Here is a 20,782-nt window from a genome sequence, read left to right on the forward strand (position 1 = left end):
CCGAGCGCGCCAGCTGGAGTGATTACGCTAGTTGGGTCAAATTTGGCTTCGCCGGTATCGGCATCAGTCAGGGTTAATACGCCTGAATCTGTTAGCACCGGATCGGTATCATCTTCCGTCACGGCGCCAATTGCATCGCCGGAAATAACGGCACTATCGTTGACCCCTGTAATGGTAATAACAATATCGTGAGTGGTGCCATCCACCGAGGCAACAGTGAATGTTTCAATTTTGGTTTCGTCTTGGGCAAGGTACTGCACGCTCTCGTTGTTTACGGAGTATGTCCAATTTCCTTGAGTATCAATCGTTAGCTCACCTAGAGCGTCTCTTGGGGTGACAATATTGTTTGGGTCAAAATTAGCATCACGTTTATTGTTGTCCTCAATGGTCAGTTTCCCAGAGTCGATCAGCAATGGAGAGGTCGCATCTTCAGTGACGGCTCCGCTATCGTTACCATCTATTGTCGCGGCAAGCTCGATACCTGAGTTAGTTTCATCGCTAAGAGCTAAAAGTGAAGGACGGTCACTTGGCTGATCGTTGGCATTAGTGTCAAAAAACGTTTCCGCGATCGTTGTTTGATTGTCTCTTGCTACCTGTGGAGAGAGCGTTGGTGCAGAACCTTTATTTTGGCCTGCCGCAGGATCTAAGCTTTCTTGTTGAGTCGGATCTTGGCCAAGATCTATGAGGTTTTGTACGCTTTGAATATCATCGGAGGAAGTTGTGGCAGTATCGGACACAATACGGATATCATCATTTGCAAGTAATGCAAAATCTTGTTCAGAATAAACGACTTCATTTTCTTTTGGTTGTTGGCCATCAGCAAGGACGCGTATTTCACCCTCTTGATTGACCGCAACTTTTGCTCCGGCAGGAATTAGCATTACCTTTTTCATAGTCACTCCTCATCGGTATCCAGATGCTATGAAATTTGTCTCGCATTCATAACTTAGCTGATGTATCGCAATCTTTATGCCAATAGAGTTGATGAAATAAGTTGTTTAAAAACAGTAAGTAATGTGTCTAATGACGAAATTTCTTCATCTATTTGGATTATGAGAATCAAAATAAAAATCAGGATGCGCTAGTTTTGATTTGTTGCTCAATATGGAGTGGATTCGATGGTAGTTGAGTGTCGCTGTTGAATGGCCGTTTTAAATCCTGTTCGTTTGGGTAAATCATTATTCTGCAAGTATGCGTGTTGAATAGCTCATTTTTTGGAAAAAAGATCACGTTTTATTGTCGATAAATTGGCGCTACCTTTTTGACAGTCAGTGTAATCCGCTTCGGAATTAACATTGTTAAAACCAATTTTAAACTTGTTTGAGTGTAAATTTTGTGATGTTTTTTTACTATTGTCACATGACGGCTCCGGCAAAGGTTTGCGTTGGGCTATGGTGCTATAACTAACTATAAAATATAACAATTTCCAGATCTGAAATTCGCGTGAAGGATGGTGATTTTCTGATTTACTTTATTGTATAAGTGCTGATATAAGGTTTTCGGGCGATGACTAAGTCATTAGACCAGTACCCTAAAGTAAGTCCCCCAATTCAGATACGCAGCGTTGTCGATTCAAGATCTCTTTGAATTACATCACCACTTATTTGCTTCAATTCACGTTTTACGTGCTTTTGTTGTGCTTCTTTTTGCTGCCTTTAGATTGGTGTGGGTATTGCCTGCGGATAAATTATTCAAACACTCCTAGGTTATGAGAATCATGAGCTACAAAGATTTGGCTGTGACAAATAAAATCGCTGTTGTATTTTCGGCGATCGGTTTAGTAATGATTGCGTTTGCATTCTTTCTATTGCAAGAGTTGAACAAAGTAGAATCGGAAGTGGTTAACTTTACCGACTCCACCATTCCAAGTGTGTTATCGGTAGAAGATATCTACTTTGATATGAATGCGTATCGTCGTAATCAATTTGCGGCGCTAACGTATCAAAAACGCGACCTTCCGCAGTTATTTACGACTATTTCATCACTTGAAAATACGATTGAAAATGATCTTGCTAAGTATCAAGCGACGGTTGTCGACGCTGATGAGCGCCGTGTATTTAGTCGCGTGATGAATGGTTGGAATAGTTACCAGCGTGTGTTGGGTGACTTTACTCAAAAGGTCAGCCGTGGGGATAAGACCCAAGCACAACTTGACCTTGTGGCAGCACTTAGTCAATTTGAAGAAGTGGGGGCGGCTATGGATGATTTGGTTAAAACAAACCTTACTTTTGTGGCCAATAACCGTCGCTCGATTATGGAAAGTGTTGATGAAGTGACCACTGCGACTAAGGTTTCCTTCTCTGCGTTGATTGCGTTTATGGTCTTTATTACTTTCTTCTTAGCGCGTCAAATTTGTCACCCACTGAATTTAGTTGTCGCACAATCCAAAGCGATTGCAGCAGGGGATTTGACCTTTCGTTTAGAGCGTGAATTGATTGGTAATGATGAACTAGGTCAATTAGCTGATACCAATATTGAAATGCAAAATCAGTTGCGTATGTTAATTGAAGATACCATTTCTGCGGTGACTCAGTTATCGGCTGCCGTTGAAGAGATGAGTGCGATATCAGAACAGTCTTCACTGGGTATGCAGCAGCAACAATCGGACATTACGGTGATTGCAGCCGCGATGGAGGAGATGAGAGCAACGGTTGCAGAAGTTGCTTGTAATACTGAAACCGCGTCTACGTCAGCTCTAGAGGCCTCGCAAGAAGCTAAGCAAGGCAATCTAGATGTTCAGTTCAATATTGAGCAAATTCAAATTGTGTCACGTGATATTGAACAAGCGGGTGAATTGGTTGAAGAGTTAGAACGCGAATCAAACAATATTAGTGTGGTCGTTGAAGTGATTCGTGGTATTGCCGATCAAACTAACCTGTTGGCACTGAATGCTGCGATTGAAGCAGCGCGTGCGGGTGAGCAGGGCCGTGGTTTTGCCGTGGTGGCGGATGAGGTACGTTCGTTAGCGGGACGAACGCAATCGTCAACCAGTGAAATTGTTAGCATTATTGAGAAATTACAAACCAGTGCTGCTCATGCGAAAACGGCGACAGAGCAAAGCTGTTCGAAGATCCGTGTTTGTGTCGATCAAAGCGTGCAAACAGGTAAAGCAATTCAGACGATTGAAGATACGATGATGAAAGTCACTGAGACCAGTATCCAGATCGCGACGGCATGCAATCAGCAAGATTCTGTGACAGAAGACCTCGGTCAAAATATTCAGAATATGAGTCTGTCGGCAAATGAAGTCGCTCAGGGCGCAGAACAAACCGCTCAATCGAGTATTGAACTTGCACAATTAGCAACGACGTTACAAATGTCATTGTCTCGCTTCAAGGTTTAGCTTACAAAGGCAAATTCGTGGGAAAAATGATGCTCTGATGATGGGGTATCATTTGAACCTATGAGGTCACTTGTGAGTAAATGAAAAGCTCTAGCTGCAATGGTTGGAGCTTTTATCCGATTTGTTGATTATGTTTTTCTTCGTCATTCTGCTAAAGAATACTTCTTCTTTTGTGCATTATTCCGGTTAGGTGTGAATTGTTAGGTTGATTATCTATCGATGATAAATATTTTTTATAAAATCGATATAATTATCTGCACTCTGTGTTTTTAATAAAATGACGTTCTAATTAAACCGCTATGTTGATACAAAAATTCACGCAACAAATGTTCGTTTGCACAATTATATTCGAACCATGCTGCCAACCTTTAAAATATCTATTCGCGTCGAAAATTAAGTAATGAAAAAGTAGTTACTGGTGAATTGACTCTCAATTACTAAGCGTGGATATAGACTAATGAAAAATCACATCAAGCTTACCGCTATTGCGGCATCTGTTGCTGGAACACTCCTTATGAGTACGGCTCTGCACGCCGCACCAACACACGATAAAAACGTGATTGGTTACCTAACCCAATGGGAAGCGTGGAAAGGGCCTCAACACGGTTTTACTGTTGCCGGTGAAGCGACTCATTTAAATGTTGATATGGATATCTATTCTATCTTGAACTATTCCTTTTTTGGCGTAGCAAAAGATGGCTCGTTGCATAGTGGGGATTTACGCAATAAGCAAATTTATCAACCAGATGCAGTGCAAGAGCCCGGCTCGTTATTGTATACCGATGTCTATTCAAGCTGGGATTTACATATTCTATGGGGTGAACTGGAATACTTATGGTCTTACCCAGGCAATGAAGCGTGGGAAGCAGAAAACTTAGCGCGTGTTCAAGCGCAAGGTTTTGTCCCTAATGGCAACGGCTGGTTGCATGAACCATCTGGTGTCAGCGGTGAAATGCCGATTCCTCTAAAGAAAGAAGGTGGCGCACCGGGTCTTATCGATTTGGCTAATGAGAAAGGCGTAAAAGTAATGGCCTCGCTTGGCGGTTGGAGTATGTCTAAACATTTCCCCGAAATGGCGGCCGATCCGGTTAAAAAAGCGCGTTTCCTTGCTGATATTGATAAGCTGATGGCATTAGGTTTTCACGGTATTGATATTGATTGGGAATACCCAGGCACTGGTGGGATGAACTTTAGCGGAACTGAAGCTGATTACGCCAATTTTGAACAATTGATGGAAGATATCCGCGCGCGCATTGGTGATGATAAGCTGATCACCGCGGCATTCAAAGCGACACCAGCAGCTTTAGAAGGCTTTAATTGGGAGCGTCTAGTGCGCTCAATGGATTACTTCAATATGATGACTTACGACCTCAATGGAGGTTGGTCAAACGTTACAGGGCATAACTCGCCACTTTATCCGTACCCAGAAGAAGAGTTCGCAGGTTTAACACTTGATACCTTGCGTGATTGGATGGTTAATGAACGCGGCATCCCGGCGGAAAAAATTAACTTTGGTGCGGCGTTTTACGGACGTGGTGTGCAAACAACCGCTTCAACGGCATATTTAGGCGCACCAACTGATAAACGCATGGTTAATTTTGAAGTGGACGGGCCAACCAACTCAGCGGTTGATATTACCAACTGGGCTAATTTCGAAGGCCAACCAAGTTATAACTATTTGACGAAACAGCCGGGTTGGGAGCATTTCTGGGATGATAATGCTCGTGTTCCTTACGCGGTAAACGGCAAATATTTCCTCAGTTACGATGACCCACAATCGATTCGTGAAAAGGCTGAGTACATTGTTAACAACGATCTTGGTGGCATCATTGTTTGGCAAGTGCATGGCGATATTGAATGTAATGGCACCTTCACCAGTTTTGGTAGTAAATTAAAGCAATGTTCAGAGCTCAGTTCACCACTGGCAGAACAGATAGATAATGTCTTTAGCCAAAATGTTGTACCCAATGCAGCGCCAGTATTAGTGGTGCCAGCGAATTTAAATGCGAATTCTGGCCAGTTAATTAGCTTTAAGGTTTCAGCGACCGACTCTGACGGCGATGCACTGACTTTCTCTGTGACGGGCGCAACGCTGGTCGATAACGGTGACAACAGTGCAACGGTAACTTTTCTAGCACCTGAAACCGCGCAAGATGTGGTTGAGCGCGTGACGGTGACGGTCACTGACGGCAAAAAGTCAGATAGCGAAGTGGTCACGATTAATGTGAAAGGCACTGGTGAAGAGGTAAATACGGCCCCAATTCTGAATGCACCAAGTTCCATTCAGGTTAACGCAGGCGATGTCGCAACAATTTCTGTATCAGCAACTGATGCAGAAAACGATACGCTTACCTTTACCACATCTCTTGGTACGATTGTGCAAACCGGTAATAGCGCGGTCATTTCAGTACCAACTTCGGAGTCGACTCAAGACAGTACCCTGAATGTCATCGTAACGGTTTCGGATGCGACCGATAATACGACGGCCGCTGTGGTTGTGAACGTTAAAGGCAATGAAGATCCAAGCGGTAATACTTGGAATAAAGACCAAGTTTATGTCGGTGGTGATTCGGTTATCTACAATGGCGTGACCTACACCGCGAAGTGGTGGACGCAAGGTGACGTACCGGGTGCGTCTGACGTGTGGCAAGAGAAAGATGACGGTTCGGTGAAAGCGTGGAGTCCAACGAAAGCCTATAACGGCGGTGATAAAGCTCTCTACCAAGGCGTAACTTACAAAGCCAAATGGTGGACAAAAGGCGATACACCGGGAACCGCTGGTGCTCCTTGGGAACAGATCTAGCTAGCCATTAATTGATTAGCAATAGCGAAAATATAAAGCTCTGGTGCAATGCCAGAGCTTTTTTGTTTTCAATAATGGGTATGCGGACAAATTTGCAATTATAGCTTGCCAATTTATCCGCGGAAGATTCTAGATTTCAGTGTTTAAAGGAGTAGATTCAGATAAGCGTTTGTAATGAGGACAAAATCATGACACCAAGTGATAAACAGTTATTAGATCAGATAGTAGAGTTAGAAGGCAAAGATCTCACCAAACTGAGCAAACAAGAAAAGCAGCTTTTCGATGCATTTGAAGCCCGGGCCCATGAGTTTGGTGTAACGATTGAAATTGCGAGTGAAGCGCCTATTGAGCAGATCAAACAGGGCACTTCATCTTACAGCATTGAACAGATGGAAAAGCATTTTCCTAATCAGATCATCATTAAGCGTACGCGAGATTAAGAGTGTTGTAGTTGAATCAATCCGTCTTCGAAAAGAGGATTTGTCTTGTGGCGTCAAAGAGTGACTTCTTGTGACTTTGAGCTGACGCCACTGAAGATTACCTCGCCCTAAACGGCGCCAGCAACTGTTTACCAAACACGTTAATTAGCGCGCCAGTAACAATTAGTCCACCACCTAGGTACGTCCAAATAGAGGGTATTTCGTTAAATACCCATACGCCAAGCAGAGCTGAGAAAACGATTTGTACATAAGAGTAGGCCGACGCTTTGCCTGCCGCTTGGGTCTGCATCGCTTTGGTTAACCCGTACTGACCAATTTGAGTAAAGATACCAACCAATACAAGCATCATGGTCAAAAACAAACTTGGCCATACAAAGCTATCCCACATCAGCAGCGTTGAGATGGGCAGTGCGACGAGTGGGAAATAGAAAATGATCACCGAGCTGTCTTCGGTTTGACTGAGTTTTCTTACAATTACGTAAGCAATAGAACTACCCAAAGCGCCACACAACGCAATCATAATACTAAATAAAGGCAACTCATCGGCGATCTCGCTATGCATATTTGGCTGCACCATTACCAATAAACCGGCCAGACAGAAGGCAATACACACGAGGGTCGATTTTTGCACACGTTCTTTGAGAAATAACATGCCAAGAAGAGCGGTAAAGACAGGGTGGACGTATTGTAAAATCGTCGCTTCAGCAAGCGGTAGCATCGTTACCGCGGTGTAAACGCACATCAGTGAGGCGGTGCCAACCGCACCACGTAAAAATAGTAGTGGTTTATTTTCTCCCCATATTGAAATCTTTTTTCGTTTTACATCTATGTAGCTGATAAGCAAAGAAACTAATGCCCTTGCAGCTACAATCTCAAACACCGGAATACCATAGTTGCTGACGTATTTGACACACGCAGACATTAACGCAAAGCCAAACGCAGAAAGGATCATAAATCTAACCCCGACAGGGATCAGAGAAAAAGAGAAGGCAGCCATAAGGTTTCAATCTAGTCGAGGGATAAGGAATCATAGCTTACTTTGGTCGGGGATCTATGTATTTCTGCTAGTTGCCGATATTTTGCTCTCAAGCGATCCCGTTATGACACTGACGCTCTTTTTGGTGAAATCTTGAGTCGTTTCAGCGTCTATAAGCCGGCAAACATGTTTTATTTCAATGTGATGTGACTCAGCATGTCCTTATTCTTGATAAGCTTGTATATAATGCCTACAACTAAAGAATTTGAGAAAGTAAATGAAATACCAATGGCTTTTCGTGGCTCTATCCATAACCCCTAGTTTTTTTCTTCAGGCAGCAAGCTTCGATTGCATTAAAGCGGCTTCTCCGACAGAGAAGATGATTTGCCAAGATCCAATATTAAATACATTGGATGAAATATTGGGTGAACAATATAAAGAGTTACGAACCCAATTAACGCAACCGCAACAACAGGCATTGAAGCAAGAACAATTGAATTGGTGGGAACAGCGCGACGGTCAATGCTCTCTTGGTATCTCGAAGTGCATTCCTAGTTATGGTCAGCGCATTGGTGAATTGCATCATCAGCTTGCTCTTGAATCGCTCAAACAAGAGCTACTACAAGTTACGAGTATGGAGCAGCTCATCAATAGCTCCAACTATCATGAGTTTTTAGCGGCGCGTTATACATTATTTGATCACATTTTCGAAACAGAAGATTACGTACGGAAGATGGGCTCAACAACGAGTATGTACTACGCACTGAAAGGAAAAGGGGATGAGTTTTCATTTGAAAATGGTCTTCTATTCGGTAGCGCGTGTGAACCTTCACATTGTGAACGAAAGGGGTTCATTCTGGTTGATCCTAAGACGTTGGATGCGGTATTTGGCATCATCGCGTTTAACGACAAATTTGACCGATATTTCTACGATAAACCTCAGTTGATTTTGTTTTACAACAATGATGAGTTTTTTGAAGCAAACCTACCGCTGATGGTGAATAAAGTAAAAGCGACGACGAAAGTGGAAAAAGTGATCCCCGTGAGAGCCAATGATTTTAACGATGATACTTCTTACTATTGATTCTTTTGGCTAAACAAGCTTGGCTTTGGCTCATAAACGTCTGACGCGATTTAAGGTAATCGAGCAAGCCGGCAGGTCATAGTGTAAACCTGCCGGCAGCTTTGTTGGTTTTATAGATAACGACTTATCAAATGCTGCTTAAAGTGAGCAGCATTGAGCGTTTCACCCGTGGCTTGCTTCACAAGTTCATCCGTTGTTAGCAAGCTGCCCTTACTCCAAATATTATCTGATAACCAAGTAAAGATAGGGCTCAGATCGCCACTGCGAATCGCCCCATCCACATCCACTGTATTTTTCATCACTGCCATGTATTGCGCTGCATACATCGCGCCGAGTGTGTATGACGGAAAGTAGCCGAATGCGCCGTCGGTCCAATGGATATCTTGCATGCAGCCGTTTTTGTAGTTTCCTTCGGTTGATAAACCTAGGTATTGCTGCATCTTCAAATTCCACAGCTCTGGTACGTCGGTGTGTTTGATATTGCCGTTGATCAGGTCTCGTTCGATTTCATAACGCATGATCACATGTGCAGGGTAGGTGAGTTCATCGGCATCAACACGGATAAAATCTTTCTTCACTCGAGTGTAGAGCTTTTGAAAGTTGTGCTGTGAAAAAAGTTCTGGGTTTGCCGTGTTGAAATGCTGTCCTGCAAGCCGCGCTAAATGTGCAATAAACGCATCGCTACGACCTACTTGCATCTCAAAAAACAGTGATTGGGATTCGTGAATACCCATTGAACGCGCTTCACCTGCTGGTGTGCCCGCTAACGATTTTGGTAAACCTTGCTCATAACGAGCATGACCCGTTTCGTGTACGATCCCCATTAGTGATTGGACAAACTCATTGTCATTGTAACGCGTGGTAATGCGAACATCGCTAGGAACACCGCCGCAAAACGGATGGACACTTTCATCTAAGCGACCGTGGTTAAAATCAAACTGTAGAAGTTTCATTACCTCAAGACCAAGGGCTTTCTGCGTTTCAGTGGCAAATTGTCCGTTTGGTTCTATGAAGCTTTCGTTTGATTGTTTATCGATGACTTGGTTGATGAGCTCCGGTAGCCATGATTTTACGTCAGAAAATAGCGTATCAAGCGAGGTCGTGGTCGTGCCGGGCTCGTAAATATCGAGCATCGCATCATAAGGGGTGAGGTTATTGGCTTCAGCGCGGATCTGTGCTTCTTCTTGGGACAGTTTAACCACTTCAGCCCAATTCTTTTCAAAACCTTGCCAGTCATTTTCTTTGCGTTGTGTTCGCCATGCATGTTCGCACTTCGAGCCTGCGAGCGACTTAGCTTGCACTAACGCTTCAGGAAGCAAGTTGGCTTGCTGCCATTGGCGCTTTAGTTCACGTAGGCTGGCTGTTTGTTCATTAGACAGTGATTGTTGTTCTGCCTCGGCAAACCAATCTGCCAGTTGCGGCTGAGTGTGAAGTGAGTGAACATGAACGGATAGCTCTGCCATGGCTTCAGAACGAGCTTGGTTGCCACCTGATGGCATCATTGAAGCTTGATCCCAACCGCAGATGGCAGCAAGGTGGTTAAAATGGGCAATTTTCTGTGAATGAGAAACCAGTTTTTCGAATGCGCTCATGGGGATATCTTCATCATGTGGAGTGAATTATCAGTCTAGCAATCAAGGCTGCGAAGATAAATTGTTTGTGGTGAGGAATTTATAGCGGTATAACGGTATAGCCGTCTATCTTAATGCCGTGAAAATCTTAGCGTCTATTTTTATGCGCGAGAATCACTCCATTTTACTAGTAATATTACAGGGAAGAAGTCGTTATGATCGTTAACTTTGAGGCGTTTCTCGTCGCCATTACCATTCTCACTTTGACGCCGGGACTCGACACTGCGTTGGTTATTCGTAATTCTTCACGCGGTGGTTTTTCAGATGGCGCAACCACAAGTTTAGGTATTTGTTTGGGCTTGTTTGTCCATGCGACCTTTTCAGCGATTGGTATTTCAGCCTTGTTGGCGCAATCTGCACAACTGTTTGCTGCTGTAAAAATGATTGGTGCGGCGTATTTGATTTGGCTTGGATTGAGTAGTTTACGCGCGATTATGAAAGGACAAGTCGCACCAGCGGCAGAACTCGCATTAGCGAGTCAGAATCTGAACTTAAAACGCTCTTTGCGTGAAGGTTTCTTATCAAATGTACTGAATCCAAAAACGGCGGTTTTCTATTTGGCGTTCTTGCCACAGTTTATCGATCCGGCGGGTTCGGCGTTTTTACAATCGCTACTGATGGCAGCGATTCATTTTGTTATTGCAATGGCGTGGCAATGTGGGCTGGCCGGAGCGCTCGATAAGGCGAAGGGATTATTAAAAAACAGCCGTTTTATGCTGTGGATGGAAGCAACAACCGGAGTAGTTCTCGTCGCCTTGGGCATAAAATTAATGCTGGAAGAGTAGGTGATGTAGCAAGACGAAAAGAGAGCAGTTACACGTCTACACAGTATGGAAAAGAAAGTGCTAGAAAAAAACGTGAAATAAAAAACGCGGCTGATGATAGCCGCGTTTTTTTATTTATATTCTATGGTCGCTATTTTAGGCTTTGGCTGATTCGAATTCATCGTTTTCAGTGGAAGCGAAAAATAGTCTGGTTTCTTCAACTACGACTTGGCGAAGGGCAATCAGACCAATGAGGTTTGGTATTGCCATCAGGCCGTTAACGATATCGGCAATAATCCAAATCATATCGAGATGTAGGAAAGCACCAGAGGCAACCAAACAAACGAAGATAATTTTATATGGCAGCACCGCTTTTGTGCCCATAAGGAATACGACACAACGCTCGCCGTAGTAGTTCCAACCCAAAATCGTGGTAAAGGCAAAGAAGATCAAGCCAATCGAAACCAGCATTGGACCGAAAGTATCCATGTTCAGACCGACGGCAAATGCGTGAGTCGTCATCGCGGCACCTGCCAGATCACCCTGCCATGCACCAGTTAGAATCAGAGCCAAGCCCGTCATGGTACAAATGATGATGGTATCGATGAAGGTGCCCGTCATTGAGATCAAGCCTTGCTTCACACATGAATCTGTCTTGGCTGCTGCTGCCGCCATTGGCGCACTACCTAGACCTGATTCATTTGAGAAGACACCACGAGCAATACCCGATTGAATGGCGAGCATGATACTGGCACCTAAGAAGCCACCCGTTGCTGCGGTTGAGGTAAAGGCTGAAACGAGAACGAGCTCTACCGCATCCAACAATTTGTCGGCGTTCATAATGATAACGCTTAGACAAGCCAGCACGTAGAACAGAGCCATGGTTGGAACGACTTTACCCGCCACTTTGGCAATAGATTGAATACCACCAAGGGTAACAAAGGCGACTAATAGCGTCAGAATGCTGGCTGAGATTTCACGTGATACGCCAAATGAAATTTCTGTTGCATCAAGAATGGCGTTGACTTGTGGGAAAGTACCAATACCAAAGCAGGCAACCCCAAGAGCAAATACAGCAAACATGATCGCTAATGCTTTAGAGCCCACACCATATTGTAGGTAGTACATCGGTCCGCCAACCATTTGGCCTTTGTCGTCGACTCGGCGATATTTCACTGCAAGTAGACATTCAGCGTATTTGGTTGCCATACCGAATAAAGCCGCAAGCCACATCCAAAATAGTGCGCCAGGGCCACCCAGTTTGATTGCGGTTGCAACACCAACAATGTTACCAGTACCGATGGTTGCAGAGAGGGCTGTACAAAGTGCAGCAAAGCTAGAAACGTCGCCTTGCTTATCAGAATCATCTTTACTAAAGATCATTTTGAATGCAGTTGATAAGTACCTAAACTGCAAAAGACCCAAACGGAAAGTGAAGTAGACGCCTGTTCCCACCAAAAGAATCAGTAGTGGTGGTCCCCAGACAAAGTTGTCGATTGTTTTTAGTAAAGATTGGAAGTTATCCATGGTTTCCCCTTAATTAAAAAAACTTTTAAGGAGAAGAGGGAAAGGTATGACGACATGAAGCATATCATCAAAAAATGAGTAGCATACTCGGCATATGAATACGCCAAGCTACGGATATAGTCTTTCCACTCCTCTGTCCTTTTGCCTGAGAGTTTCACCCTGCATTGTTGAAACAATGTAGGACTTGCTCCTTCGGCGACCGATTTAACGGTTCTCTCCAGAGGTTCCTCCAACTACAGTCCTCGCTACCCTAAGGTGGCACCTGAAAGATTTACTTCTTCGGTAGGTTATTATGCTCAAATGTTACCATTTAGTTAATAACCGCTCTCCTGCAGTCTTCATCGGAACAATTACTCAATTATTGAGTAAATGTAAGTCAATAGTGCTGGTCACTTTTGACCAAAGAACTGTATCACTTTTTTTGATCAATTCAACAAGTTTTTAAATCAAATTACGAAAAGATTTGACAGAGGATACGATTAGTCTAGCGAAGTGGATTTTTAGGCGAGAAAGGAGGGCGGTTACTTAAAAAGCGAGTATAAAAAACGCCCCACAAAGGAGCGTCTCAGCAATATAGAACTAAGCTACCGTGTTTGATCTCACTACGCTGTTGTATTCGCGAGCGGTATCTGGCGGCGGATTAGTGATATCGATTAGTAGAAGTAGTTCGCGTCAACTAATTCGCTAGCGATCAGTTCACTGACTTCTTCACGAGCGTCTAGCCAAGCCATTACTTGAGCTTTCTGCTCTTCAGTTACGCTTAGGTAGCGCTCCGATGCACAGATAAAACCTTCGAACAGTTCAAGACCGCCGCCGCCAAAGCAAAGGCCTAGGCTATCGATATAGTCGATGAAGTCGTCTACAAACACATCATAACGGTCGAAATCTGCAATGTTTGTTTTGCAGCTTACTTCAAAACCCATCATAGCGAATTCGCCTAGGTAAAGTTTTTTCAGGATACGACGTTTTTTGTTTTGCTGATTTAATGGTTTCATTTCTTTGCCTCGAATAAAAGGAACGGTTCTTTATACCCTAAATCTTGGTATTGCCCAAACTTAATGCCAGATTTATTATTTTATAGTACGGTAATCCACCAACTCTTTAGCTGCGAACGTCGATGATCTACATTTAAAGTAATAAAACGACATCGTTCTGACCTATTTTAGGTAAAAAATGGTATAAATGAGGCAGTTAAATTGGTGAGATTAGCCTAAGGAGAGGGTATGACAAGACTGATTGCAATCGTGTTTTTAATTGCGCTAGCTTATGTACTAGTTCGATATCGCACCAATGAAAAATTACAGAAATACGTGGTAATCACTCTGCTCTCAGGGTTTGTCGTGTACGTTACCACATTGATGATCACCGAACTTATGCGCTGAGCCAGTAGGAGCGAAGAGTGAATAACCAAACTGATATTGAAAGCACCGATGATGATGTTGTCGTGATAGAGGAGCGTGATAAACGCACTTATCTTTATATCGTGGTCGCTGGTGTATTGGGGTTAGCAATCGGTGGATTGATTGGATCTTCATTCACGGCCAAGCAATGGCAAAGTACGTATCTTGAGCTTCAAGAACAATACAAATCTCTAGAGCAAGATAGAGAGACCTTGGTGGTCACTGTAGAAAAACGTGTTGCTAAAGTGGATGACGAAGTTGAGCAAAAGCTGAAAGCGGCGATGGTTGAGCAACAAGCGAAGTTTGATCAACAGTTGCAAACGATGAATACCCAAGTGGCAGAATTGGAAAAAGCCAATCTTTCGCTCGAAGAGCAACTCGATGGTCAGAAGAAACAATTGGCGGATGCGAACAAAGCCAACAATAAACTTAACTATCAAGCCAACATGCAAGTTACTTTATTGGAACGTTCTCGTGAATTGTTCCAACGCGAACTACAAGTTAAACAGGAATTAGAAGCCTTGATGCAAGAGCGTCAAGAACTTGAACCTAAACTCGAAGCGTTAAAAACAGAGTGTGATACGTATTTAGATGGCACCTCTTGGGATGCAAAATCAGATTCTTGTGATAAACAAGATGAAGCGAGTTCGAGAATTAGCCAGATCAATCAAATGATTCGAGTACATCAGATGGATTTGGAGCAGATTAAGGCAATAGCTGAGCAGCTGGGTATGGAATAGGTTAGTTTACTATTTAATATCATGGTATTAAGAAAAATCCCGCCATTTTGGCGGGATTTTTTATGCTTGCCAAATAACTTCTTGGCCAAATCGCTAAACTTAGAAGCGGAAACGAGTGGTGAACATCACTTGGTCACCATAGAATTCGTTGATGCGAGCTTCTGCCCCTAGCGAGAATAGTTCAGTCGCGTGGAAGCGAGCATATGCAGCGCCCAACCAATCTTCGTTGTCAGAAATTGATACGTAGCCTAGCTTGCCACCAACCTCAAGTTGTGGACCAAGCCATTGGCGTACGCCAAGGTTCAGTTCCATACCCGTATCTGTGCTGATTGCTTTTGTATCTACCATGCGAAATAGGATTTCACCAGTTAGATCCGCCCAGTTGTTAATTGGCGCATGGAAGCCAACACCTGTTGACAAATCGTAGTCACCAGAAAACTCAGAATCAAGGCGAGCAACGGCGTGAGCGTTAGGGTGGATTGACTTGCTAATACCTGCACCGAACGTACCAGGGCTTGCACCGATACGTGCTTCAACGTAATCGTAGCTAAAGTTGCTCATAACCGTTGGGCTGTTTGGATCGTCCATCGCAAGTGACTGACCAGATACCAGCACTAGCGCCGCAGCTAAGATTGTTTTGCGCATAAGTAGATTAACCTATAATAATTAAATTCTGTGTTAGGGCGATTTGCCCGCAAAGCAGTGCGTATAATACTGGTTCATAAGCTCTGCTCACAAGGCAAAATGTCATTGTTTTGGCGTTATTTTTCCAATATTGAAACTAGCAGCAAGTGTTATGCCAGTTGCTTTGGTTAAAATGTGACTACTCTCCAAAACTCAAGCGATTTTCCGCAATGGCGTTAAAAATCTGTTCGGTGTTGAGAACGGCAGCCCATGGCATCAGTTCTGGCTCGTTGTCGATCATAAATTGAGTGAGCTGATCTTTGACTACTTGACGGATTTGATCGCCATCCCATGGTTTCGCTAAATAAAAATCGAGGCTTGCATGATTAATCGCTTCTACCGTGTCTTCTAAACCTGCTTGTCCCGTTAATAGCAATTTTCTGGCTTTGTTGGTTTCACGGTCTTCGCTTAGTTCAATCAAAAAACTAATTCCGGTTTGTTCTGGCATGATGTGGTCACACAAAATCAACGCAAGTTGTATCCCTTCACTTTGTGCTTCTTGAATGATTCCCTTTGCTTCAGCGACAGATTCTGCCCCTTCCAATACGAAGTGCTCTTCAAAACAGTCGAGATCTTGAATAACGCTATCTAATACTTCTCGTTCGTCATCGACACATAGGATCAGGTATTTATTCATGGTTTCTTCCTCGCTGAATTAAGCTTGCGCCTCTATCGGTAGCCATACCGACATTTGCGTGAATTGGTTTTCGACAGATTCGACTTCAATCTTGCCACCGTGCTGTTGAATTATCTGTTGGCATACCGATAAGCCAATACCGAGGCCAAAGTTGCCTTCACGTTTGGTAGTGAAATTGAGTTCGAAAATTTTCTCTTGCAGTTCCTTGGAAATCCCACAACCATTATCTTTTATTGCAATCACAGCCCACATTTTTCCGTAACGGGTCGTCGCTCTCGTGGTTACCGTCAGGCTTCCTTTATCTGGAAATACATCAATCGCGTTGGAAATGAGGTTGGTCCACACTTGTTGTAGCGCTATAGGCAAACAACGAATAGGTGGCAGTTCGGCGTAGTGCTTTTCGACGTTGTGGCGTTTGAGTTTATTTTCAAAGATCACTAACGTATCTTCAATGCCTTCATGAATATCGACGTAGTGAAAGGTTTCATCATCGGGGCGCGCATAGCCTTTTAAGCTTTTAACCATGTCAGCAATACGCTGAGCACAGACATTGATCGATCGTAGAGTTGCCCCCGCAAGGTGGTAATTTTCCAGCTCTACTAAGTCGTAGGTCGCCTGCTGCTGATCGCGCTTAACGCGTTGTGCCCAGTCGGCATCATTTTCTAACCCTAACTTAACCAACTTTTTGGCTAAACGACGATCGCCCACTTTTTGCTCGGTCTCTTTAGTGCGTTTTCGCTCATCGGCGGTAGAGCTAGGTCGTGATGATAGGGCTCGAGTTAAGATTTCGTCACCTTGTGTTTTGTTATCAGAGCTTTGATTGGCGACAAGCTGATGGATATTATCGGTAAGGGTATCGGTGCCTCGTAAAATGGCGGCAATTGGGTTGTTGAGTTCATGTGCCACTCCGGCAACGAGTTGGCCAAGCATTGCCATTTTTTCACGTTCGATAAGTTGCTGGTGGGCGGATTCGAGTGATTCAATGGTTTTTTGCAGCTGCAATTTAGTATTGATACTGCGTTGCAGACGGCGGTTAAAGTGCCGTAAGAGTAAGTTGGTAAACAAAGGCAGTAGAGCGGTGTTGGATTGCATGACTTTACTAAACTCATCACGATCGAGTTTGATGACATCAGTATCGGTTAACGTTACCGCGGTAGAAAAGGATGGTTCACCCGTCACAAATGACATTCCGCCGATTAAGTTGCCTTTGCTGTGACGAACCACTTCACGTTGCATGCCTAATTCATCTTTTTTGTACAGTGCCACTTCACCATTGGTGATGAACCACAAGAAACGGTTTTCTTCACCTTCTACGGTTAATAAATGGTCGCTTGAATAGTGTCGAATCGCTTGGTTTTCATCATGATCAGCAAAAAAGTCCGACAGGGCATCAATCACTTGTTCAGCTAATTGTGAATCGGATAAGCGGTGATGGTCAGAAATAAACCCTGCTTGGTAGTTGGCCATTTTCTGGTCGATATGTGCACGCAAGAGCTTTTGCTGTTCGAGAATTAGACTGTATGAGAGCAGGTTTTCTTTGTCATTCTCCACCACAAAAGTGGTGAGTTCTTTTTGTATGGTTTTGTAGACGAGGTTATCTTGCAACGGTTTGGTTAAACAGTGGTCCAATCGACCTTCGTTAACGGCAGAAAGGATGGCTTGAATATCTTGGCCGCAACTAACTAAGATCCTCCGTGCGTTTTGTGTCAATGGAGATTTATCAAGCTGGTTGAGAAAGTTCGCCCCGTCGAAATTTTCGTGGTGGCTGGCGATAACCAGCGCGACAGGTTGATCGTTATCCATGCAATACTGCAACGCGCAATGCGCATCTTCAATGCTGTCAGCGCAATGCACATCAAATTTTGATGTGAAGGCATTCAGCTCGCCACGTAGCTGTTCAATGCTAATAGGGTTGTTATCAAGGCACAGTAGGGCATATTGGTTCAATTCGTTTCGCAACCTGTAATTCGTTGGTTTAGACAAGTTACCGTAGCAAGAAACAAGCGTGGCTGCTGAGAGCTAAGTTATAGAAATCTTGCATCAATAAGAATTCAGTCAATACTCTGATTTATCTCAATGTTTTTTGGTGTAAACTGTAACGATTATTCGTCACGTTTGGCACAGCCGAATGGGCGAGATGATTCACGCTATAATTGAAACTACGGATACTTTAAATCATGAGTGACATGCAGCAATTAAAAAAATACGCCGCGATTGGTGGTGCTATCGCCCTCGCATTTTGTTGGCCTTTAGCCGTTGGTCAAATTGGGCAGAATGTCATTCAAGATGGTGTGACTCAGATGAATAACGACGCAATCACTGCGGAAATTGTTCAATACGATCGTGGCTATCTTTCTTCTACCGTTCAAACTCGCTATACCATTACCGATCCACTTCTTGTTGCTCAATTGGAGGCGGATGGTGTTCCTGCGCAGATCATGGTTGATAGCCAAATCAAACATGGCTTATTAAGCATCAGTGCTGATTCAGAAATGACGAATTGGCCTGATTTACCGTTAACATTGCATACGGTGACTCAGCTAAACGGTAACACCGACTTTGAGTTTAAATTGGATAATTGGCATCAAGTGAGTGAAGGAGAGCAGGGCGCTATGTTGTCTGTGACTCCATCAACGCTAAAAGGCCATGTCACGGTGTTGGGCGAAGTGAGCTACCAGCTTGATATTCCATCGATCGAAGTTGACTTTAACAGTGGTGAAAAGTTACTGGTCTCTGGCATTACTGGTGATGGAGAAGGTAAGCAGGTCAATAGTTTCTGGATTGGTGACCAGCAAATTTCACTGGCTGATATGGCGGTATTGGATGGTGATCAAACACCACTGTTTGCGTTGAAAAAAGCCAAGTATGCTTATTCTTCATTTATGGATGAGCAATCAAAACGTGTGACGACTAAGCACAATATCACGATGGCTGATCTATTAATGGAACAAGAGAAAGTCAGTAATTTTGAAGTTGATTTCGCCTTGGGTGATCTTGATGCTGTTGCGTTTGAACAGCTTGTATTAGCGTATCAAAATGCTCCAATGATGAATGCTGACGATATGCAAAACATTATTCCGCATGTTGATAGTTTGTTCTCGAATGGTTTTTATCTTTCTATGGATAAACTTGCCCTAACAATCGGCCAAGGCGAGTTTACTTCTCAGTGGAAGTTAACAGTTCCGCAAGGGACGAATGATGTATCACGTAACCCAATGAGCATCATGCCTGCACTGCAAGGCCATATTGATACCTTCGTATCGAATGGCTTGGTTGAACAATACCCAGCGTTACAGCAGGGTGTTGATGAAGGCATGATCATGGAGTTTGTTAAGCAAACAGACAATGGTTACCGTGTAAAAGCAGAGCTTAAAGAAGGCAATTTTGTCTTTGAAAATGGCCAGAAAGTGCCATTAATGAGCTTGCTATTGCCTTTGATGATGTAGCTTTTACTTTGGAATAAAGTAAAAAGGGATACGATTAAAATCAAAAGAGGTCTTAAGACCTCTTTTGTCACTTTTTTACTCGTTAAAAAAGTGGTATTAATGTGAACAGTCTTACACAAAGCATGAGCAAGGAAAGAATCCGTGGACAACGTATTTAATTTTAGCGCCGGACCAGCGGCTTTACCGAAAGCGGTAATGGAGCAAGCCCAGTCTGAATTGGTGAACTGGAATAATCTTGGTACATCGGTGATGGAAATCAGCCACCGCAGCAAAGAGTTCATCCAAGTTGCTGAAGAAGCAGAGCAAGATCTGCGTGATCTATTAAACATCCCAAACAACTACAAAGTATTGTTTTGCCAAGGTGGTGCACGTGCACAGTTTGCTGCCGTGCCTTTAAACCTATTAGGTCAGAACAATAAAGCGACGTATATTGATGCAGGCTTCTGGGCAGAAAGTGCCATTGATGAAGCTCAGAAGTATTGTGAAGTTGACTCGTACGTCGCTAAGACAGAAATTGATGGCAAGATTGCCGTTACGCCTGCTAGCGATTGGATTGTGGCGGAAGACTCAGCCTATGTGCATTTTTGCCCGAACGAGACCATTGATGGCGTGGAGATTTACGATCTACCGCAAACGGATAAGCCAATCGTGGCAGATATGTCCTCGAACATTCTTTCACAACGCATTGATGTGTCAAAGTATGGCGTGATCTATGCGGGCGCGCAGAAAAATATTGGCCCATCAGGATTGTGCATTGCGATTGTACGTGATGACTTATTAGATTTAGCGAGCCAAGTTGTACCTAGTTTCTTGAACTATAAGGTATTAGCTGAAAAAGACTCAATGTTTAATACGCCACCTACGTTTGCATGGTACCTATCTGGCCTCGTTTTCAAATGGTTGAAAGCGCAAGGTGGGGTAGAGGCGATGGAGCAACTAAACCGTGAAAAAGCAGCGTTGCTTTACAACTACATTGATAGCTCTGATTTCTATCGTAATTCAGTTCATTCAGCTAACCGTTCACGTATGAATGTGCCCTTCCAATTAGCGAAACCAGAATTGGATGAAGCATTTCTTGCTCAAGCAAAATCACGTGGTTTAGTTGCACTGAAAGGCCACCGAGTTGTAGGTGGTATGCGCGCTTCAATCTACAATGCGATGCCATTAGAAGGTGTACAAGCACTGGTAGACTTTATGCGCGAGTTTGAGGCCGCTAACGCTTGAACTGCTCCTCTTAGTTTCTTTTAAGCTGAGAGCGCGTTTATCGCGATAATATAGAAAAGCCGACGTGGTGAACGTCGGCTTTT

At 43.7% G+C, this 20,782-nt stretch carries 17 protein-coding genes and 1 riboswitch; of the genes, 9 read left to right on the forward strand and 8 right to left on the reverse strand.

What is annotated here, in order from left to right:
- On the reverse strand, window positions 1-893 hold an 893-nt coding region (locus RH86_RS17035; RefSeq protein WP_009387540.1), incomplete at its 3' end, for a VCBS domain-containing protein.
- A gap of 824 nt (window positions 894-1,717) precedes the next feature.
- On the opposite strand from RH86_RS17035, the gene RH86_RS17040 reads away from it, so the two are divergent.
- From RH86_RS17040 to RH86_RS17050, 3 genes are all read left to right on the forward strand, one after another.
- Window positions 1,718-3,343: a methyl-accepting chemotaxis protein gene (locus RH86_RS17040; RefSeq protein ID WP_009387541.1), complete on the forward strand. Its 1,626-nt coding sequence runs from the start codon at window positions 1,718-1,720 to the stop codon at window positions 3,341-3,343.
- A gap of 457 nt (window positions 3,344-3,800) precedes the next feature.
- Complete coding sequence (locus RH86_RS17045; RefSeq protein ID WP_009387542.1) at window positions 3,801-6,146, forward strand: glycosyl hydrolase family 18 protein; 2,346 nt, start codon at window positions 3,801-3,803, stop codon at window positions 6,144-6,146.
- A gap of 188 nt (window positions 6,147-6,334) precedes the next feature.
- Complete coding sequence (locus tag RH86_RS17050) at window positions 6,335-6,586, forward strand: hypothetical protein (protein WP_009387543.1); 252 nt, start codon at window positions 6,335-6,337, stop codon at window positions 6,584-6,586.
- 97 nt (window positions 6,587-6,683) lie between these two features.
- Here the strand turns inward: RH86_RS17050 and RH86_RS17055 are convergent, their stop codons facing one another.
- Window positions 6,684-7,583, reverse strand: a complete 900-nt coding sequence (locus RH86_RS17055; RefSeq protein ID WP_190275925.1) for a DMT family transporter — start codon at window positions 7,581-7,583, stop codon at window positions 6,684-6,686.
- A 256-nt stretch (window positions 7,584-7,839) separates the two neighbouring features.
- On the opposite strand from RH86_RS17055, the gene RH86_RS17060 reads away from it, so the two are divergent.
- Window positions 7,840-8,646: a lysozyme inhibitor LprI family protein gene (locus RH86_RS17060; protein ID WP_009387545.1), complete on the forward strand. Its 807-nt coding sequence runs from the start codon at window positions 7,840-7,842 to the stop codon at window positions 8,644-8,646.
- Between the two features lie 110 nt (window positions 8,647-8,756).
- Here RH86_RS17060 and RH86_RS17065 read toward each other — a convergent pair whose 3' ends face one another.
- Window positions 8,757-10,238, reverse strand: coding sequence for a carboxypeptidase M32 (locus RH86_RS17065; RefSeq protein WP_009387546.1), 1,482 nt, complete (start codon window positions 10,236-10,238; stop codon window positions 8,757-8,759).
- A gap of 194 nt (window positions 10,239-10,432) precedes the next feature.
- Here RH86_RS17065 and RH86_RS17070 point away from each other — a divergent pair, with 194 nt between their 5' ends.
- Window positions 10,433-11,062, forward strand: coding sequence for a LysE family translocator (locus tag RH86_RS17070; protein ID WP_009387547.1), 630 nt, complete (start codon window positions 10,433-10,435; stop codon window positions 11,060-11,062).
- A gap of 135 nt (window positions 11,063-11,197) precedes the next feature.
- Here the strand turns inward: RH86_RS17070 and RH86_RS17075 are convergent, their stop codons facing one another.
- Window positions 11,198-12,568 carry an alanine/glycine:cation symporter family protein gene (locus RH86_RS17075; protein ID WP_009387548.1) on the reverse strand — a complete coding sequence of 457 codons (1,371 nt, stop codon included), beginning with the start codon at window positions 12,566-12,568 and terminating at the stop codon, window positions 11,198-11,200.
- 123 nt (window positions 12,569-12,691) lie between these two features.
- A riboswitch (glycine riboswitch) is annotated at window positions 12,692-12,799 on the reverse strand.
- A 422-nt stretch (window positions 12,800-13,221) separates the two neighbouring features.
- Window positions 13,222-13,563 carry a 50S ribosome-binding protein YggL gene (locus RH86_RS17080; RefSeq protein WP_005597672.1) on the reverse strand — a complete coding sequence of 114 codons (342 nt, stop codon included), beginning with the start codon at window positions 13,561-13,563 and terminating at the stop codon, window positions 13,222-13,224.
- 228 nt (window positions 13,564-13,791) lie between these two features.
- Here RH86_RS17080 and RH86_RS20590 point away from each other — a divergent pair, with 228 nt between their 5' ends.
- Both RH86_RS20590 and RH86_RS17090 read left to right on the forward strand, forming a co-directional pair.
- Window positions 13,792-13,950 carry a hypothetical protein gene (locus tag RH86_RS20590; protein ID WP_005597669.1) on the forward strand — a complete coding sequence of 53 codons (159 nt, stop codon included), beginning with the start codon at window positions 13,792-13,794 and terminating at the stop codon, window positions 13,948-13,950.
- 17 nt (window positions 13,951-13,967) lie between these two features.
- Window positions 13,968-14,708, forward strand: a complete 741-nt coding sequence (locus RH86_RS17090) for a chromosome segregation ATPase (RefSeq protein ID WP_009387549.1) — start codon at window positions 13,968-13,970, stop codon at window positions 14,706-14,708.
- Between the two features lie 99 nt (window positions 14,709-14,807).
- On the opposite strand, the gene RH86_RS17095 is transcribed toward RH86_RS17090, so the two are convergent.
- From RH86_RS17095 to RH86_RS17105, 3 genes are all read right to left on the reverse strand, one after another.
- Entirely contained in the window at window positions 14,808-15,353 is a 546-nt protein-coding gene (locus RH86_RS17095; protein ID WP_009387550.1) for a hypothetical protein, read from the reverse strand.
- Window positions 15,354-15,531: 178 nt separating this feature from the next.
- Complete coding sequence (locus RH86_RS17100) at window positions 15,532-16,029, reverse strand: response regulator (protein ID WP_009387551.1); 498 nt, start codon at window positions 16,027-16,029, stop codon at window positions 15,532-15,534.
- 18 nt (window positions 16,030-16,047) lie between these two features.
- A complete protein-coding gene (locus RH86_RS17105; protein ID WP_038219881.1) occupies window positions 16,048-17,976 on the reverse strand; it encodes an ATP-binding protein in 1,929 nt (642 codons plus the stop codon).
- Between the two features lie 230 nt (window positions 17,977-18,206).
- Between RH86_RS17105 and RH86_RS17110 the strand changes: the two genes are divergently transcribed.
- Entirely contained in the window at window positions 18,207-19,475 is a 1,269-nt protein-coding gene (locus tag RH86_RS17110) for a DUF945 family protein (RefSeq protein ID WP_009387553.1), read from the forward strand.
- A 141-nt stretch (window positions 19,476-19,616) separates the two neighbouring features.
- Window positions 19,617-20,699, forward strand: coding sequence for a 3-phosphoserine/phosphohydroxythreonine transaminase (serC, locus tag RH86_RS17115; RefSeq protein WP_009387554.1), 1,083 nt, complete (start codon window positions 19,617-19,619; stop codon window positions 20,697-20,699).
- The last annotated feature ends 83 nt before the right edge of the window (window positions 20,700-20,782 follow it).

This window comes from Vibrio sp. N418, from assembly GCF_000222565.1.
Classification (GTDB): Bacteria; Pseudomonadota; Gammaproteobacteria; order Enterobacterales; family Vibrionaceae; genus Vibrio; species Vibrio scophthalmi.

Coding starts and splice junctions, on each gene's coding strand:
- RH86_RS17040 (WP_009387541.1), top strand. CDS start 1,718: ATGAGCTACAAAGATTTGGCTGTGACAAATAAAATCGCTGTTGTATTT.
- RH86_RS17045 (WP_009387542.1), top strand. CDS start 3,801: ATGAAAAATCACATCAAGCTTACCGCTATTGCGGCATCTGTTGCTGGA.
- RH86_RS17050 (WP_009387543.1), top strand. CDS start 6,335: ATGACACCAAGTGATAAACAGTTATTAGATCAGATAGTAGAGTTAGAA.
- RH86_RS17055 (WP_190275925.1), bottom strand. CDS start 7,583: ATGGCTGCCTTCTCTTTTTCTCTGATCCCTGTCGGGGTTAGATTTATG.
- RH86_RS17060 (WP_009387545.1), top strand. CDS start 7,840: ATGAAATACCAATGGCTTTTCGTGGCTCTATCCATAACCCCTAGTTTT.
- RH86_RS17065 (WP_009387546.1), bottom strand. CDS start 10,238: ATGAGCGCATTCGAAAAACTGGTTTCTCATTCACAGAAAATTGCCCAT.
- RH86_RS17070 (WP_009387547.1), top strand. CDS start 10,433: ATGATCGTTAACTTTGAGGCGTTTCTCGTCGCCATTACCATTCTCACT.
- RH86_RS17075 (WP_009387548.1), bottom strand. CDS start 12,568: ATGGATAACTTCCAATCTTTACTAAAAACAATCGACAACTTTGTCTGG.
- RH86_RS17080 (WP_005597672.1), bottom strand. CDS start 13,563: ATGAAACCATTAAATCAGCAAAACAAAAAACGTCGTATCCTGAAAAAA.
- RH86_RS20590 (WP_005597669.1), top strand. CDS start 13,792: ATGACAAGACTGATTGCAATCGTGTTTTTAATTGCGCTAGCTTATGTA.
- RH86_RS17095 (WP_009387550.1), bottom strand. CDS start 15,353: ATGCGCAAAACAATCTTAGCTGCGGCGCTAGTGCTGGTATCTGGTCAG.
- RH86_RS17100 (WP_009387551.1), bottom strand. CDS start 16,029: ATGAATAAATACCTGATCCTATGTGTCGATGACGAACGAGAAGTATTA.
- RH86_RS17110 (WP_009387553.1), top strand. CDS start 18,207: ATGAGTGACATGCAGCAATTAAAAAAATACGCCGCGATTGGTGGTGCT.